This is a genomic window from Bacillus cereus, from assembly GCF_015071065.1.
GTDB classification, from domain to species: domain Bacteria; phylum Bacillota; class Bacilli; order Bacillales; family Bacillaceae_G; genus Bacillus_A; species Bacillus_A cereus_BA.
In genome coordinates this window covers 392,406-407,594 of the sequence record NZ_VOVA01000001.1, presented here as the reverse complement: position 1 = coordinate 407,594, position 15,189 = coordinate 392,406, and the positions used below count along the sequence as shown (strand labels likewise).

Here is a 15,189-nt window from a genome sequence, read left to right as displayed (position 1 = left end):
ATCAAGATAGGAATATAGAGTGCCAGAAAGGATTTTGACAAATGAATGATAAAATTGTCTTTTTTGATATTGATGGAACATTATTAGATCATGATAAAAAAATTCCGCAATCTACAAGAGATGCAGTAAGAGATTTACAAGAAAAAGGTGTGCATGTAGCGATTGCGACAGGGCGTGCGCCATTTATGTTTGAAGATATTCGTGAGGAACTCAATATACATAATTATGTTAGTTTTAACGGACAGTACGTTGTATTTGAAGATGAGGTAATATTTAATAATCCGTTACACCCAGCTGCTCTACATAAGTTTACTCAGTTTGCAAAACAAGAAAGATATCCACTTGTATATCTTGACCATCAAGAAATGAGAGCGTCAGTGGAATATCATGATTATGTAAAAGAAGGTTTTGGAAGCTTACAATTCGAGCATCCGGCATATGAACCTGATTTTTACGAGAAACGCGATATTTATCAAACGCTTCTTTTTTGTGAAGTAAACGAAGAAGAAAAGTTTATTCATCATTATCCAGATTTTCATTTTATACGCTGGCATGCATATTCAATGGATATTATTCCTAATGGTGGTTCTAAGGCAAAAGGGATTGAGAAGTTTATTGAGAAAATAGGATTTAATCGTGAACAAGTATATGCATTTGGGGACGGATTAAATGATTTAGAAATGATTGAAGCAGTAGGAACAGGCATTGTGATGGGGAATGGTCATGAGGATTTGAAAAAACTTGCTAATTATGTGACAAAAGATGTTAATGAAGACGGTATTTATCACGGATTAAAGTGGGCTGGCTTGTTATAAGTAAGTGTGGAACCCATTTCATATAATAAAAAGGCGGAAGGTTAACTTTCGCCTTTTTCCGCTATTTGCGGGCAGTAAGACTCCCATCTCAAAATTCGGCACATGCGAGGAAGTTAGGCGGGAGAGTGACTGCCCGTAAAAGCCCGATTGGTGAGGGCTAATAATCAGAGGGGATGGACAAAACCCCCTCTGATTAAAGTTTCACTTTATTATTATCGCTCTAGAGGTTTTGAATCATCGGGAGCCACAAATGGATTGTCTTTATTAATATGGTCATAGAACATAACACCGTTTAAATGGTCGATTTCATGTTGGAATACAATTGCTGGTAAACCTTTTAATCGCAGTTTTACGTCTTCACCGTTAATCGCTGTTGCCTTTACTGTAATTCTTGTGTAACGAGGGACATAACCAGATACTTCACGGTCTACAGATAGACAGCCTTCACCATTTTGTAAATATGTACGTTCAACAGAATGACTAATGATTTTTGGGTTAAATAATGCGTAGCTATATAACGTACCGTTCGTATCAGTTACATGAACCGCAATCATTTTCTTTGAAATACCGATTTGCGGAGCCGCTAATCCGATTCCGGGGCGTAAATTATATTTTTCAGCCATTTCAGGGTCCTGGCTATTTATTACAAATTCAATCATTTCTTTAAGGGTATTTGTATCTTCCTCGCTAGCAGGTAAGGAGACCTCTTCTGCGACGTCGCGCAAAATAGAATTTCCTTCACGAATTACCTCGTTCATTGTAAGCATATGTAATCTCTCCTTTCTTCTTTAGTCTACCAAAGGAGATAAAAAAAGTCATCGGCAAGTAAGGAAGAGCTACTTGGAAACAAATCTTCTAATAAAAAGAAAAGACGGCAAAGCCGTCTGTTTCTTTCCATAGTTGTTTCATTTTACATTAATTAGCGAATGCAAGCAGCACCAACGATAATTAAAAGGATAAACAACACAACGATTAAGGCGAAGCCGCGTCCAGATCCGCCACAAGAACCGCCATAACCGTAGGAAGGATATGAACAAGTTGTTGGATAGCAATATGAGTATCCGTACATGAGATGACCTCCTTTATCATTTCCCGCTAATACTGCGGTTACTATAATGTATGGAGGAATGATCAGAAATGTATAGGTATTTACCTATAAAAGGAAGAAGTGTTTGTATAATTTTCTTGAGAAGAGAGAAAAACTAAAGAGAATTAAATCGTTTACATATTATTCTAAGAGAAAAAACAAGTTAAAAAGGGAATAATATAACAGTAGGTTATTGCTTACTAATACAGATGTGAAAAATAAAAACACGTTTGTGTAGAGGAAACCTGCATATTATTTATAAAAAAACGTATTCAAAGTAATTGACATCGTAATTAGAATAGTTGTAAACTAAAAAACGTGATCAAGATTGTATTAATATGTTTTTGAAAAAACATTAGTACAGATTGTTAGGTACACAAAATTATTCTCAACCGACAGACAAATTTGTTGGTTTACATTGTTGCGCTTTCAGTCTAGTTAATAGATAGTGAAAGCGTTTCAGAATATGGTTCAAGAGAGGAAGAGGTGAACGGAATGGGTACTAAAACAAAAAAGACCCTATTTAATGTTGATGAGCAAATGAAAGCTATCGCAGCTCAATTTGAAACATTACAAATTTTAAATGAAAAAGGCGAAGTTGTGAATGAAGCAGCTATGCCTGAATTATCTGATGATCAATTAAAAGAATTAATGCGCCGTATGGTGTATACTCGCGTACTAGATCAACGTTCTATTTCTTTAAACCGTCAAGGACGTTTAGGTTTCTACGCACCAACTGCTGGACAAGAGGCTTCTCAATTAGCAAGTCATTTCGCACTTGAAGCAGAAGATTTCATCTTACCAGGATATCGTGATGTTCCACAATTAGTGTGGCACGGTCTACCATTATATCAAGCATTCTTATTCTCTCGTGGACATTTCATGGGTAACCAAATGCCTGAGAATGTAAATGCACTTGCTCCACAAATCATTATCGGTGCGCAAATCATCCAAACTGCTGGTGTTGCGTTAGGTATGAAACTACGTGGTAAAAAATCTGTTGCAATTACTTACACTGGTGACGGTGGTGCTTCACAAGGTGACTTCTACGAAGGTATGAACTTTGCGGGTGCATTCAAAGCTCCAGCAATCTTCGTTGTACAAAACAACCGTTATGCAATCTCTACTCCAGTAGAAAAGCAATCTGCAGCTAAAACTGTAGCACAAAAAGCAGTAGCAGCAGGTATTTACGGAATTCAAGTAGACGGTATGGATCCATTAGCTGTATACGCAGCAACTGCTTTCGCTCGTGAGCGCGCAGTAAACGGCGAAGGTCCTACTTTAATCGAGACTTTAACATTCCGTTACGGTCCACATACAATGGCTGGTGATGACCCAACTCGTTACCGTACAAAAGATATCGAAAACGAATGGGAACAAAAAGATCCAATCGTACGCTTCCGTGCATTCTTAGAAAACAAAGGCCTATGGTCTCAAGAAGTTGAAGAGAAAGTAATCGAAGAAGCAAAAGAAGATATCAAACAAGCAATTGCTAAGGCTGACCAAGCTCCAAAACAAAAAGTTACTGATTTAATGGAAATCATGTACGAAAAAATGCCTTACAACTTAGCTGAACAATATGAAATTTACAAAGAAAAGGAGTCGAAGTAAGCCATGGCTCAAATGACAATGATTCAAGCAATCACTGATGCATTACGCGTTGAAATGAAAAATGACCCTAACGTACTTGTGTTTGGTGAAGACGTTGGTGTAAACGGCGGAGTATTCCGTGCTACTGAAGGTTTACAAGCTGAATTCGGTGAAGATCGTGTAATGGATACTCCACTTGCAGAGTCTGGTATTGGTGGACTTGCAGTTGGACTTGCACTTGAAGGCTTCCGTCCAGTTCCAGAAATCCAATTCTTCGGTTTCATTTATGAAGTAATGGATTCAGTTTCTGGTCAATTAGCTCGTATGCGTTACCGTTCTGGTGGACGTTGGACTGCTCCAGTAACAATTCGTTCTCCATTCGGTGGTGGCGTTCATACTCCAGAACTACATGCTGATAGCTTAGAAGGATTAGTGGCTCAACAACCTGGTCTAAAAGTTGTTATTCCATCTACTCCATACGATGCAAAAGGTCTTTTAATCTCTGCGATTCGTGACAACGATCCAGTTATCTACTTAGAGCATATGAAATTGTACCGTTCATTCCGTCAAGATGTACCAGAAGGCGATTACACAATTGATTTAGGTAAAGCTGATATCAAACGTGAAGGTACAGATGTATCTGTTATCGCTTATGGTGCTATGGTTCATGCTGCATTAAAAGCTGCTGAAGAACTTGAAAAAGAAGGTATCTCTTTAGAGGTTGTTGACTTACGTACAGTTCAACCATTAGATATCGAAACAATCATTGCTTCTGTTGAAAAAACAGGTCGCGTAGTTGTAGTTCAAGAAGCTCAAAAACAAGCTGGTATTGCAGCTAACGTTGTAGCGGAAATTAACGACCGTGCAATCTTAAACTTAGAAGCTCCAGTTGTTCGTGTTGCAGCTGCTGATACAGTATTCCCATTCTCTCAAGCTGAGAGCGTATGGTTACCAAACCATAAAGATATTGTTGAAGCTGTTAACAAAGTAATGAACTTCTAATTTTTAGTTTTTCATGTGCAGAAGAAATCAGCACATGCTGGTTTCTTTTGTACATATTCCATAATAATGAAATGAATCAGGGGGCTGAATTCCGTGGCATTTGAATTTAAACTACCAGATATCGGTGAAGGTATCCACGAAGGTGAAATCGTAAAATGGTTTATTAAACCAGGCGATGAAGTTAATGAAGACGATGTACTTCTTGAAGTGCAAAATGATAAAGCAGTAGTAGAAATCCCTTCTCCTGTTAAAGGTAAAGTACTTGAAGTACTTGTAGAAGAAGGAACAGTTGCAATAGTAGGAGATACATTAATTAAATTTGATGCTCCTGGATACGAAAACCTTAAATTTAAAGGTGACGATCATGATGAAGCTCCAAAAGCTGAAGAAGCAGCAGTAGAAGCTCCAGCAGCGGAAACTACTCCAGCAGCAACTGCAGAAGTAGTAAATGAGCGTGTAATCGCTATGCCATCTGTTCGTAAATATGCTCGTGAAAAAGGTGTAGATATTCATAAAGTAGCTGGTTCTGGTAAGAACGGCCGTGTTGTGAAAACTGACATCGATGCATTTGCAAATGGTGGACAAACTGTAGCAGCAACTGAGGCTCCAGCAGCAGTAGAAGCTACTCCAGCAGCAGCGAAAGAAGAAGCACCAAAAGCACAACCAATCCCAGCTGGTGAATATCCAGAAACTCGTGAGAAAATGAGTGGTATCCGTAAAGCGATTGCGAAAGCAATGGTTAACTCTAAGCATACAGCTCCTCACGTAACATTAATGGACGAAGTAGATGTAACAGAACTTGTTGCTCACCGTAAGAAGTTCAAAGCTGTTGCAGCTGACAAAGGTATTAAATTAACTTACCTTCCATACGTTGTAAAAGCTTTAACATCTGCATTACGTGAATTCCCAATGTTGAATACTGCTTTAGACGATGCTTCTCAAGAAATCGTTCATAAACATTACTTCAACATCGGTATCGCAGCTGATACAGACAAAGGTCTATTAGTACCAGTTGTTAAAGATACAGATCGTAAGTCTATCTTTACTATCTCTAACGAGATCAATGAACTTGCTGGTAAAGCACGTGACGGTCGTTTAGCTCCAACTGAAATGAAAGGTGCTTCTTGCACAATTACAAACATTGGTTCTGCAGGTGGACAATGGTTCACACCAGTTATCAATCACCCAGAAGTAGCAATCCTTGGTATCGGCCGTATCGCTGAGAAACCAGTTGTGAAAAACGGTGAAATCGTTGCAGCTCCAGTATTAGCATTATCTCTAAGCTTTGACCATCGTTTAATTGACGGAGCAACTGCTCAAAAAGCATTAAACCAAATTAAACGTCTATTGAATGACCCACAATTATTAGTAATGGAGGCGTAATAACAATGGTAGTAGGAGATTTCCCAATTGAATTAGATACAGTCGTTGTTGGTGCAGGTCCTGGTGGATACGTTGCGGCAATTCGTGCAGCACAATTAGGTCAAAAGGTAGCGATTATTGAAAAAGCTAACCTTGGTGGCGTATGCTTAAACGTTGGATGTATTCCTTCAAAAGCGTTAATCAATGCAGGTCATCGTTATGAGAATGCAATGCATTCTGATGACATGGGTATCACTGCAGAGAACGTAAAAGTTGACTTTACAAAAGTTCAAGAATGGAAAAACGGCGTAGTTAAGAAATTAACTGGCGGTGTTGAAGGCCTTCTTAAAGGTAACAAAGTTGAAATCATTCGCGGTGAAGCTTACTTCGTAGATGCTAACACATTACGCGTAATGACTGAAGATGCAGCACAAACTTATACGTTTAAAAATGCTGTTCTTGCAACTGGTTCTACACCAATCGAAATTCCTGGATTCAAATACTCTAAACGTGTTATCAACTCTACAGGTGCATTAAGCTTACCTGAAATTCCTAAAAAACTTGTTGTAATCGGCGGCGGTTACATCGGTATGGAATTAGGAACTGCATATGCTAACTTCGGTACAGAAGTTACTGTAGTAGAAGCTGGCGATGAAATCTTAGCTGGTTTTGAAAAAGCAATGAGCTCTGTTGTTAAGCGTGCGCTTCAGAAAAAAGGTAACGTAAATATCCATACAAAAGCTATGGCTAAAGGCGTTGAAGAAACAGAAAACGGCGTAACAGTTAGCTTCGAAGTTAACGGTGAAGTGAAAACTGTTGAAGCAGATTACGTTTTAGTAACTGTAGGTCGTCGTCCAAATACTCAAGAAATCGGTCTTGAGCAAGTTGGAATTAAAATGACTGACCGTGGCATCATCGAAATTGATGAGCAATGCCGTACAAATATTTCAAACATCTATGCAATCGGTGATATCGTTCCTGGACCACCATTAGCTCACAAAGCTTCTTACGAAGGTAAAGTAGCTGTTGAAGTAATTAGTGGCCATGCATCAGCAATCGATTACATCGGAATTCCTGCAGTATGCTTCACTGATCCAGAATTAGCATCTGTTGGTTACACTAAGAAACAAGCTGAAGAAGCAGGAATGACAGTAGCTGTATCTAAGTTCCCATTCGCTGCAAACGGTCGTGCGTTATCATTAAACAGCACTGACGGTTTCTTACAACTTGTAACACGTAAAGAAGATGGTCTTCTTGTAGGTGCACAAGTTGCAGGTACAGGTGCTTCTGATATTATCTCTGAGATTGGTTTAGCTATTGAAGCTGGAATGACAGCTGAAGATATCGCTCAAACAATCCATGCTCACCCAACATTAGGTGAAATCACAATGGAAGCAGCTGAAGTTGCTCTTGGAATGCCAATTCACATTGTAAAATAATTTGAGTAATGAAAATAACCCATCTCTTATTTAAAGAGATGGGTTATTTTCATTTTCATAAAATGACTTGCAAGGTCTTTATATGTACTTGTCGAATGAATATATAATACTTTAAATGAACGGTTAGAATATATGCCGTTATATAATATGTAATTGATTCAAACTTAATCCCATATATTAATAAAATAGAGCATGTCAAAGGAGAAGGTTCCATGAGAATATTACATGTTATATTTTATCATTTTCTATTATGGAGTGGTTTTTCCATTGTATTAACATTATCGAATGGTGATAAGTTTCATTATAAAGTAATTCTCTTTTTCGTATTTCTTTATTTGGCATATGTGATTGCATGTTTTGTATTACACGTAAGAAAGCAGGCATTATTCCTTACGTGTTCAAATTGCATACTTTTTTTAATCATATTCTCTATTTTTTAAATTAACGTTTATAGAAATACATTGTTCTTCCATTAAATAGTTGCAACTCTCCTTCTAATTTCTTCGCTAGAAAACGGCTAAATTCATTTGCTTTTCCTTTATCACCAAATGTTGCTGTAGTAGGTAAAGAAACCTGAATGAAAGATTGTTCCTTTTCTATTCCAATCCCAACATAAATAGAATCATATCGATCGTGACTCGATTGGAGTTTTAATGTTGTTGCTGATGTATCTAATATTTCATAAGGAAAAGCTGTATTTGTATAAGCATAATTAATTTGATCACCAGTCTTGGAAGTAACGGTTTTATAGTTATGAAAAAGGTGTTTAACATCCTCTATTGAAACAGATTGTTGATTGGATTTAGGTACAAGTGTGATAAAGGCGTGTTGCATACAAATTCCCCCTTAGCTTAGTAGAATAATATCATTCTACATCCTACTGAATTTTTTGACAATTAAAAGGAGTATTGCTTTTTTTGTTTAATATATTAATGAGTAGGAAGTGTTATTTAGAAAGGTGGAAACTGATGTTTGAAAAATTGTATGATGAGCATGAAAGTGTGAAGGTACGATTTTTAGGATTTATGACGCAGGATACACGTTATGATTTTGGAGTTATTTATACAAATATGTTTTTTGGAAAGCCACTTATTGTTTGTATGCAAACAGGGAGATCTACTTTGCTTGGGCGAGATGATGTAGAAAATGTTCCATATATACAAGAAACTTTTAAGTTAGGATCGGAAGAGGAGGCGGAGGAGTTAGCTCAGTTTTTTAAATTTCTTGTTCCGTCTACTTCTTTGCATGCGGAGTATGAAGAATAATTAACAAGAAACAGTCGTATGTATGAGATATGGCTGTTTTTTTGTGTTAATATCGCATACTAATTTAATTTTAAAATATTTAATGTGTTATACTAAAAACCTATTGACGTAAAAAGTATAACATATTAAAATAAAGACAGAAAGTTAAGCGGTTACAAAAGTTTTTGGGATTCTAAACTTAGGGGGAAATGAAAAATGGGAACAATCGTATGTCAAGATTGTGAAGGTACAATTGCACACTTTGAGGATGAGAAAGTAACGGTACTTTACGGGAAATGTGGATCTTGCGGATGTGATCACACAGAACATACAAAAGCCCAATAATTGATAGGAAATTGACAGCTAAAAGTTTTTAGGACCATAAACTTAGGGGGAAATGAAAAATGGGAACAATCGTATGTCAAGTTTGTGAAGGAACAATCGGACATTTTGAGGATGAGAAAACGACAGTACTTTATGGGAAATGTGGTTCCAATTGTGACTGTGCTAGTAGAGACAATGCGAAAGCTTAATCATATATAAGTAGATTATTCTTAAAACTCAGGGGGAAATGAAAATGGGAACAATCGTATGCCAAGTTTGCGACGGAACAATCGGACATTTTGAAGATGAAAAATCAACAGTACTTTATGGGAAATGTGGATCTCATTGCGAATGTGACCATAAAGAACATACAAAAGCTTAATAAGTAAGAAAAAACGCCTACACATGTAGGCGTTTTTTTAATAGATTGTAGTTGTATGTCCGACTGTTGCAACGATTGCATCATCTCTAATAGGAATAAATCCTATTGATGTTTGTGGCGTGTTAGGAGAGGCATATTGACTCATCATACGGCTATCAATACGAGTAATAAAATCGGTTAAATAAGCTGAAATAAAAGCATAAGGAATCCTTCGTTCATTTAATGAATAAATAATTTCCTCTTTCGTTTTTACGCCTACGCCATGCCCGTAAAAAAAGAAGTTTCCTAGATAGATTGTATTTTCTCCTTGCCACTCAATCGTAGCTGGATTAACTTGTGGGTTTTTAAAGTAAACGAGGTCACCTGGAACGATATCGCCACTCGTTTTTGTTATGAGCTTTAAGTCGCGATCGTAGTCCCATGTATAAAGTAAGAGGTTTGCGAATAGACGGTTGAAAGTTTTTTCCTCATATAATGATAGTAATGCTTTGTAAAAAATGATAATCATTGCGGTGGCACATTCAGTTCCATATAGTTTTCCGTTTTTAAAAATATCTTGGATGGCAATAGAGGGTGGTACGTTTGGGAGTAGTTGAAATCCGCCAAGTGATGTTCTTTCCCAAAACTGAGGGTTGCAAAAAGATTGTTGAAACGTACGAAACTGAAATCCACTTTGAAAAAGTTCTAGCGCGGAAGTAATAATATTAACTCGTAAATTAAGATCAAAGCTGAGTTCATCGGCTGTTCGGAAGGAATAAACTTCTTGATTTCCCGCCATTATGGATAAAATCTGTTGTTTTTCAGCTGCAAATGGCTCATATTCATTTGTGATATAAGGGTGTACAATAGAACGGCCTATCACAATCATAATGGTATCCCCACCTATACGTTACAGATTTCGCGATACGGGAAAGCCCATATTGGACTTTAGTCCGCCTTTAGACATAGGATGAAAGTATCGCTTTTTCATAGAAAAACATTTATCCCGCTATTTGCGGGCAGTAAGACTCCCACCTCAAAATTCGGCTGGAGCGAAGAAGTTAGGTGGGAGCCCTGCTGCCTGTAAACACCCGATTGGTGAAGGCTAATAATCAGTTGGGGATGAACAAAACCCCCACTGATTAAAGTTTCACTTTATATTTTGGTGGACTTTAACTACAGACAAGTACAGGTCTTTAAAACGCCAATGTGTTCCTTGAAAAAAGATATCATAGGGAGTTCGATAGCCGAATTCAAGCTATCGATAAAATGATATGTGTCGTCAAGAACAAGACGCTAAAACACCTGAACACGAATCTGTACGGTATGGGTATAGTACATAGCTCACGAACCTATAAGATCTGTTGTGAGAGTCGTGATGGCACACCGCAATCTTACACGTCAGCGATACCAGAAATGGACTTCGCCTTTGGTAGCAAGAATCCCACTGATGTTAGTCAGCTTGCCCCATTAGGGGTGGGAATGTCAAATTCTTTAGTATCGTATGAAAAAAGAGAAAAAAGGTGAAAGAAAAGCCTATCAACTGATAGGCTTGTACTCTTTAATAACACGTAATGTTTGTAATGTCATATCTTCGGGACCTTGTACAGGTAACCCAGCTTCTAAATTTTTACGAATATACTCTAAGTTATCTTGTGTAATAATTTCCCCCGGAGTAAAGATTGGAATCCCTGGCGGATAAACCATAACAAAATCAGCTATAATACGACCTGCTGCGTTTTCAAATGGAATGACTTCTGTTTCTGAATAAAAAGCATCTCTAGGAGAAAGTGCTAGCACAGGTATTTCTGGAATTTCTACTTGTACTTGAACACCTTTATCTGCTCTATTGCTGCATGTTGCTGCTAAATCTTGTAATGCTGTAATAAGTGTATCTGTTTCACTTTCTGTATCTCCAAATGTGATAAGACAAAGTATGTTATATAAATCAGAGAGCTCTACTTCAATGTTGTAATGTTCTCTAAGCCATACTTCAGCCTGATGGCCTGTAATACCTAAATCTTTTACAGATACAATTATCTTTGTAGGATCATAGTTAAAAGTAGCATCTGTACCTAGCATCTCTTTTCCTGGACAATAAAGATGCTCAATAGCATTTATAGCATCACGAACATGTTCAGCTAATTGTATTGTTTGTTCTATGAGAGCTTTTCCTTCTGTAGCAAGACGTTTTCTGGCAACATCAAGAGATGCTAACAAAATGTAAGAAGTTGATGTAGTCGTAAGCATGCTAATAATGGATTGAACATGTTTTACGTTAACAAGACCCTCTTTTACATTAAGAATAGAGCTTTGGGTTAAAGACCCTCCTAATTTGTGAACACTTGTTGCAGCCATATCTGCACCCGCTTGCATAGCTGACATCGGCAGTTCATCATGAAAATGGATATGAACACCGTGAGCTTCATCAACAAGTACAGGAATATCGTAAGCATGAGCTAATTTTACAATCTGCTCTAAGTCTGCAGCAAACCCAAAATATGTTGGGTTTATAACAAGTAAGCCTTTCGCATCTGAGTGCTCTTCAAGAGCCTTTTTGACAGATTGAATTGTGATCCCATGTGAAATACCGAGCTTCGGATCAATCTCAGGATGCATGAAAATTGGTTTTGCACCTGAGAAAATAATAGCTGACATTACTGATTTATGCACATTTCGTGGCACGAGGATTTTATCCCCAGGACCGCAAACGCTCATCACCATTGTCATAATTGCACCACTTGTACCTTGAATAGAAAAGAACGTATGATCTGCACCAAAAGCAGCGGCTGCTAAATCCTGTGCTTCTTTAATCATACCCTTTGGATGATGTAAATCATCGAGCGGCGCAATATTAATTAAATCAATTGCTAATGCATTATGCCCAATAAACTCGCGAAATGTAGGATCCATGCCCTGTCCTTTTTTATGACCCGGAATATGGAATTGAACTGGATTTCGCTTACTGTGCTCAACTAAAGCGGTAAACAATGGTGTTTCGTATTGGGACAATCTATACACCCCTTCTTCTTCGTAATATTTATTAGAGTTTGTTTTATATGATTTCATCTCATTCTAAAAGGAAATTAAGATGGCAAGCTTTTAGAACTTGACCTGTTTTTCTGCCATTCGCAAAAGCCTTTTTGGGGATGGTAGTCTCACTTTATTCTCTATAAAACAAAAGCATTATATCACCAATAATTATAGATGTATAGAAAAATCTCATTTTCAAGGTGAGTATGTTTAATAGTCATATTTTAAATACTGCAAAGAGGAAGACAATTCCATTGAAATGGATAAATGGTGTATAATGCAGAGTGGCTATAGTGAAGAATAAAAGGTTCTCTTAAAGGTAGCATAATGGAAAAAGAAAGAATACTGAATGAGGTGCAAAAATGGAATATCAATATCCACTTGATTACGATTGGTCCAATGAAGAAATGGTAGCAGTTGTAAAGTTTTATGAAGCGATTGAAAAGGTATATGAAAAAGGAGTTTTGAGAGAAGATTTGATGGAATTATATCGTCGTTTTAAAGAGATTGTGCCATCGAAGGCAGCGGAGAAAAAAATTGATAAAGAATTTCAAGAAGTAAGTGGATATTCTATATATCGTACGATTCAAAAAGCAAAGGAAGTAGCGGAAAAAAAGATTATTAAAATGTAAAAATATTTTGAAAAATAAAATACGAAGTGCTATAATGTGATAACAACTAAAAACGGACAATATAAATTGTCCGTTTTCTACTATCGATTACAAAGTGCATATAAAGGAAGGAGTGGTTGCATCGTAGATTCAATCTTAGCAAGGAATTGTTCGTTGGTCATTGCTGAAAACTCCTCTGGTGATATATGAATACCGACTAATAACTCTGCTTTTTTCACAGTAGCTAAACGTTCAATCATCTTTTGTAAGTCTTCTGTTTCAAGCGTTTTATGTAATTTTACACCTGGTTTAGTATGGTCAATGGACCAAACGAAGTTATTTGGAATATTTGTTTTTAAATCATTTAAATGTTCTAAGAAGGCGTGAGCCGTCTCCACTTTTTGTGGACACTCATAGATTAAACCAAAGTATATGAAGGCATGAGTACCCCATAAACCAATTTGAAAGTGTGGTAACATTTTATATCCACGTTTATTTGTTGAAAAAGCAACCCAAGTATCGTTTGGTGGATTGACTTTGCGGCGTGCATGTTTTGCTACATGGTAGAAAAAGTTTTCATCAGTTTGTTGTGATAAATATTCTGCAAACTGTTCCCCTAAAGCGTCTAGCTTAGGATGAATATTCGTTTTAATTGCGCTCATTCGTTCTTCAAGACCATCAACAGTAAAGACTTCAAAATCAGTTGATGTGAATGTTTGTAGTGTCATGATTGTTCCTCCAACTCCTATTTTGTTTTAATTTTAGCATAGCTTGTACTATTCATAAAAAAAACAGCACAAAAAAATTTAAATAAAAAAATATAATTTTGTTGCATAGATGATTTATCCAACATAGTATAGTATAAAACAAAAAATCAGAAAATTGAATCAATTCTAGTCCGAGGGCAGACGAATATTGGGAGGAGGCAAAAAAATGAGACAGGTGATTAATGCGTTAAAGAGAACAGATGCTGAAAAGAGAATTCCGGTGCTACGTTTGGAGCTAGATTATGAATTAGCAACTTTATATGATGCGATGATGGATAACGACAAACAGAAAAAAGAAGAGTGCGTACAAAAATTAGAAGTGTTAAGACTTGAAATGATCCGTTTAGAAGCGTAATAATAATATATGTATAAATAATTAGTTGGTGCGAACCTTATAAAGGGTTCGTTTTTTCTGTGAACAGTATAGATCGGAGTGTTTAAACATGCAAGAAGTATGGAAAGACATCGATACACACGCGAAACAGTGGATTCGAGAAGCCGGAGAACATTTAATGGCGTCACTGAAAAAAACACTTATTATAGAAACAAAGTCAAATGCAGCTGATCTAGTAACAAACATGGACCGAGAAACGGAGCAGTTTTTAATTGGGAAAATTAAAGAAACATTCCCGGCTCATAATATTTTAGGGGAAGAAGGCTACGGAGATGAGATTACCTCTTCTAATGGGGTTGTTTGGTTAATTGATCCAATTGACGGCACGATGAACTTTGTTCATCAAAAAAGGAATTTCGTAATCTCAATCGGGATTTATGAGAACGGTATCGGAAAGATTGGTCTTATTTATGATCCAGTTCATGACGAACTATATCATGCGGTAAAGGGAGAAGGGGCTTTTTGCAATGATTTAGCTATTCCCATGTTGGAAAAAGGAACGGTAGAGCATGGAATTATAGCTTTGAATGCGATATGGCTTACTGATAATCCATTGCTTAATATGGAAAAAATGATGATGCTCGTTAAGAAGGCGAGAGGTACGAGGTCATATGGTTGTGCAGCGTTAGAAATGGTATATGTTGCAACGGGAAGATTAGATGCATATGTAACACCGCGCTTATCGCCATGGGACTTTGGCGGGGGACAGATTATTGTAGAAGAAGTTGGCGGTAAAGTGACAACGTTCTTGGGAACGCCTCTTTCTATTGTAGAGAAAAGCAGTGTGTTAGTTGCAAAACCAGGAGTATACGAAGAATTATTACCATTTGTATCGCAATAATGAAAAAAAGTAAGAGGCATAAAGAAGCTTCTTACTTTTTAATGTTATTGCGATTTACGCATTTTTCTTTTTGTTACAAAACCGTATCCAACTGTAACAAATGTGCCGATAATGCAAATAATAGTGCCGATGGGACTATTTTCAGCAATCATAATTCCGATACCAATTAAGAAGATGACACCGATAATTGCTGTTAATAAAAAGCGATATTGAATGTGTTCCATTTCTTCACCCTCCAATTTCATTTTACTTTCACAAAAGTAAGAATACAACTATATTTTCATTCTTGATTTTATTTTGATTGCCATTGTATCCCCTT

Annotated in this window: 20 protein-coding genes; 13 read left to right on the top strand and 7 right to left on the bottom strand. The window is 36.9% G+C overall.

Features of this window, described 5'->3' with window-relative positions:
* Positions 1 to 41 precede the first annotated feature (41 nt).
* Positions 42 to 815, top strand: coding sequence for a Cof-type HAD-IIB family hydrolase (locus tag FT637_RS02020; protein WP_193644929.1), 774 nt, complete (start codon positions 42 to 44; stop codon positions 813 to 815).
* Positions 816 to 1,027: 212 nt separating this feature from the next.
* Here the strand turns inward: FT637_RS02020 and def are convergent, their stop codons facing one another.
* Positions 1,028 to 1,582 (bottom strand): peptide deformylase, encoded by a 555-nt coding sequence (def, locus tag FT637_RS02015; protein WP_193644928.1) that lies wholly within the window; start codon positions 1,580 to 1,582, stop codon positions 1,028 to 1,030.
* A 152-nt stretch (positions 1,583 to 1,734) separates the two neighbouring features.
* On the bottom strand, positions 1,735 to 1,884 hold the full coding sequence (locus FT637_RS02010; protein WP_000274565.1) for a YjcZ family sporulation protein: 150 nt from the start codon (positions 1,882 to 1,884) through the stop codon (positions 1,735 to 1,737).
* A 513-nt stretch (positions 1,885 to 2,397) separates the two neighbouring features.
* Here FT637_RS02010 and pdhA point away from each other — a divergent pair.
* The 5 genes from pdhA to FT637_RS01985 all read left to right on the top strand — a co-directional run bounded on the left by pdhA (position 2,398) and on the right by FT637_RS01985 (position 7,735).
* Positions 2,398 to 3,513 (top strand): pyruvate dehydrogenase E1 component subunit alpha, encoded by a 1,116-nt coding sequence (pdhA, locus tag FT637_RS02005; RefSeq protein ID WP_000536893.1) that lies wholly within the window; start codon positions 2,398 to 2,400, stop codon positions 3,511 to 3,513.
* 3 nt (positions 3,514 to 3,516) lie between these two features.
* Positions 3,517 to 4,494, top strand: a complete 978-nt coding sequence (gene pdhB / locus FT637_RS02000; protein ID WP_000068162.1) for a pyruvate dehydrogenase complex E1 component subunit beta — start codon at positions 3,517 to 3,519, stop codon at positions 4,492 to 4,494.
* A 93-nt stretch (positions 4,495 to 4,587) separates the two neighbouring features.
* Positions 4,588 to 5,877, top strand: a complete 1,290-nt coding sequence (gene pdhC / locus FT637_RS01995) for a pyruvate dehydrogenase complex dihydrolipoyllysine-residue acetyltransferase (protein WP_002128881.1) — start codon at positions 4,588 to 4,590, stop codon at positions 5,875 to 5,877.
* 5 nt (positions 5,878 to 5,882) lie between these two features.
* Positions 5,883 to 7,295 (top strand): dihydrolipoyl dehydrogenase, encoded by a 1,413-nt coding sequence (gene lpdA, locus FT637_RS01990; RefSeq protein ID WP_193644927.1) that lies wholly within the window; start codon positions 5,883 to 5,885, stop codon positions 7,293 to 7,295.
* Positions 7,296 to 7,507: 212 nt separating this feature from the next.
* Positions 7,508 to 7,735, top strand: coding sequence for a hypothetical protein (locus FT637_RS01985; RefSeq protein WP_002088334.1), 228 nt, complete (start codon positions 7,508 to 7,510; stop codon positions 7,733 to 7,735).
* 1 nt (position 7,736) lies between these two features.
* Here FT637_RS01985 and FT637_RS01980 read toward each other — a convergent pair whose 3' ends face one another.
* Positions 7,737 to 8,129, bottom strand: coding sequence for a DUF1885 family protein (locus tag FT637_RS01980; protein WP_002014853.1), 393 nt, complete (start codon positions 8,127 to 8,129; stop codon positions 7,737 to 7,739).
* Positions 8,130 to 8,263: 134 nt separating this feature from the next.
* On the opposite strand from FT637_RS01980, the gene FT637_RS01975 reads away from it, so the two are divergent.
* The 4 genes from FT637_RS01975 (at position 8,264) to FT637_RS01960 (ending at position 9,245) form a co-directional block, all read left to right on the top strand.
* Positions 8,264 to 8,560: a DUF3055 domain-containing protein gene (locus tag FT637_RS01975; RefSeq protein WP_193644926.1), complete on the top strand. Its 297-nt coding sequence runs from the start codon at positions 8,264 to 8,266 to the stop codon at positions 8,558 to 8,560.
* Positions 8,561 to 8,755: 195 nt separating this feature from the next.
* A complete protein-coding gene (locus FT637_RS01970; protein WP_000536778.1) occupies positions 8,756 to 8,884 on the top strand; it encodes a GapA-binding peptide SR1P in 129 nt (42 codons plus the stop codon).
* 59 nt (positions 8,885 to 8,943) lie between these two features.
* Entirely contained in the window at positions 8,944 to 9,072 is a 129-nt protein-coding gene (locus FT637_RS01965; RefSeq protein WP_002033839.1) for a GapA-binding peptide SR1P, read from the top strand.
* Between the two features lie 44 nt (positions 9,073 to 9,116).
* Positions 9,117 to 9,245, top strand: a complete 129-nt coding sequence (locus tag FT637_RS01960) for a GapA-binding peptide SR1P (protein WP_193644925.1) — start codon at positions 9,117 to 9,119, stop codon at positions 9,243 to 9,245.
* A 37-nt stretch (positions 9,246 to 9,282) separates the two neighbouring features.
* Here FT637_RS01960 and FT637_RS01955 read toward each other — a convergent pair whose 3' ends face one another.
* Entirely contained in the window at positions 9,283 to 10,113 is an 831-nt protein-coding gene (locus tag FT637_RS01955) for a protein-glutamine gamma-glutamyltransferase (protein ID WP_193644924.1), read from the bottom strand.
* 650 nt (positions 10,114 to 10,763) lie between these two features.
* Positions 10,764 to 12,236: an arginine decarboxylase gene (speA, locus tag FT637_RS01950; protein WP_193644923.1), complete on the bottom strand. Its 1,473-nt coding sequence runs from the start codon at positions 12,234 to 12,236 to the stop codon at positions 10,764 to 10,766.
* Between the two features lie 383 nt (positions 12,237 to 12,619).
* Here speA and FT637_RS01945 point away from each other — a divergent pair, with 383 nt between their 5' ends.
* Positions 12,620 to 12,889 (top strand): UPF0223 family protein, encoded by a 270-nt coding sequence (locus FT637_RS01945; RefSeq protein WP_193644922.1) that lies wholly within the window; start codon positions 12,620 to 12,622, stop codon positions 12,887 to 12,889.
* A gap of 80 nt (positions 12,890 to 12,969) precedes the next feature.
* Here FT637_RS01945 and FT637_RS01940 read toward each other — a convergent pair whose 3' ends face one another.
* Positions 12,970 to 13,596, bottom strand: a complete 627-nt coding sequence (locus FT637_RS01940; protein WP_193644921.1) for a YktB family protein — start codon at positions 13,594 to 13,596, stop codon at positions 12,970 to 12,972.
* A gap of 205 nt (positions 13,597 to 13,801) precedes the next feature.
* Between FT637_RS01940 and FT637_RS01935 the strand changes: the two genes are divergently transcribed.
* A complete protein-coding gene (locus FT637_RS01935) occupies positions 13,802 to 13,990 on the top strand; it encodes a hypothetical protein (RefSeq protein ID WP_002121995.1) in 189 nt (62 codons plus the stop codon).
* Between the two features lie 88 nt (positions 13,991 to 14,078).
* Complete coding sequence (locus FT637_RS01930; protein ID WP_193644920.1) at positions 14,079 to 14,870, top strand: inositol monophosphatase family protein; 792 nt, start codon at positions 14,079 to 14,081, stop codon at positions 14,868 to 14,870.
* Positions 14,871 to 14,914: 44 nt separating this feature from the next.
* Here FT637_RS01930 and FT637_RS01925 read toward each other — a convergent pair whose 3' ends face one another.
* Entirely contained in the window at positions 14,915 to 15,094 is a 180-nt protein-coding gene (locus FT637_RS01925) for a DUF5325 family protein (protein ID WP_193644919.1), read from the bottom strand.
* Between the last annotated feature and the right edge of the window lie 95 nt (positions 15,095 to 15,189).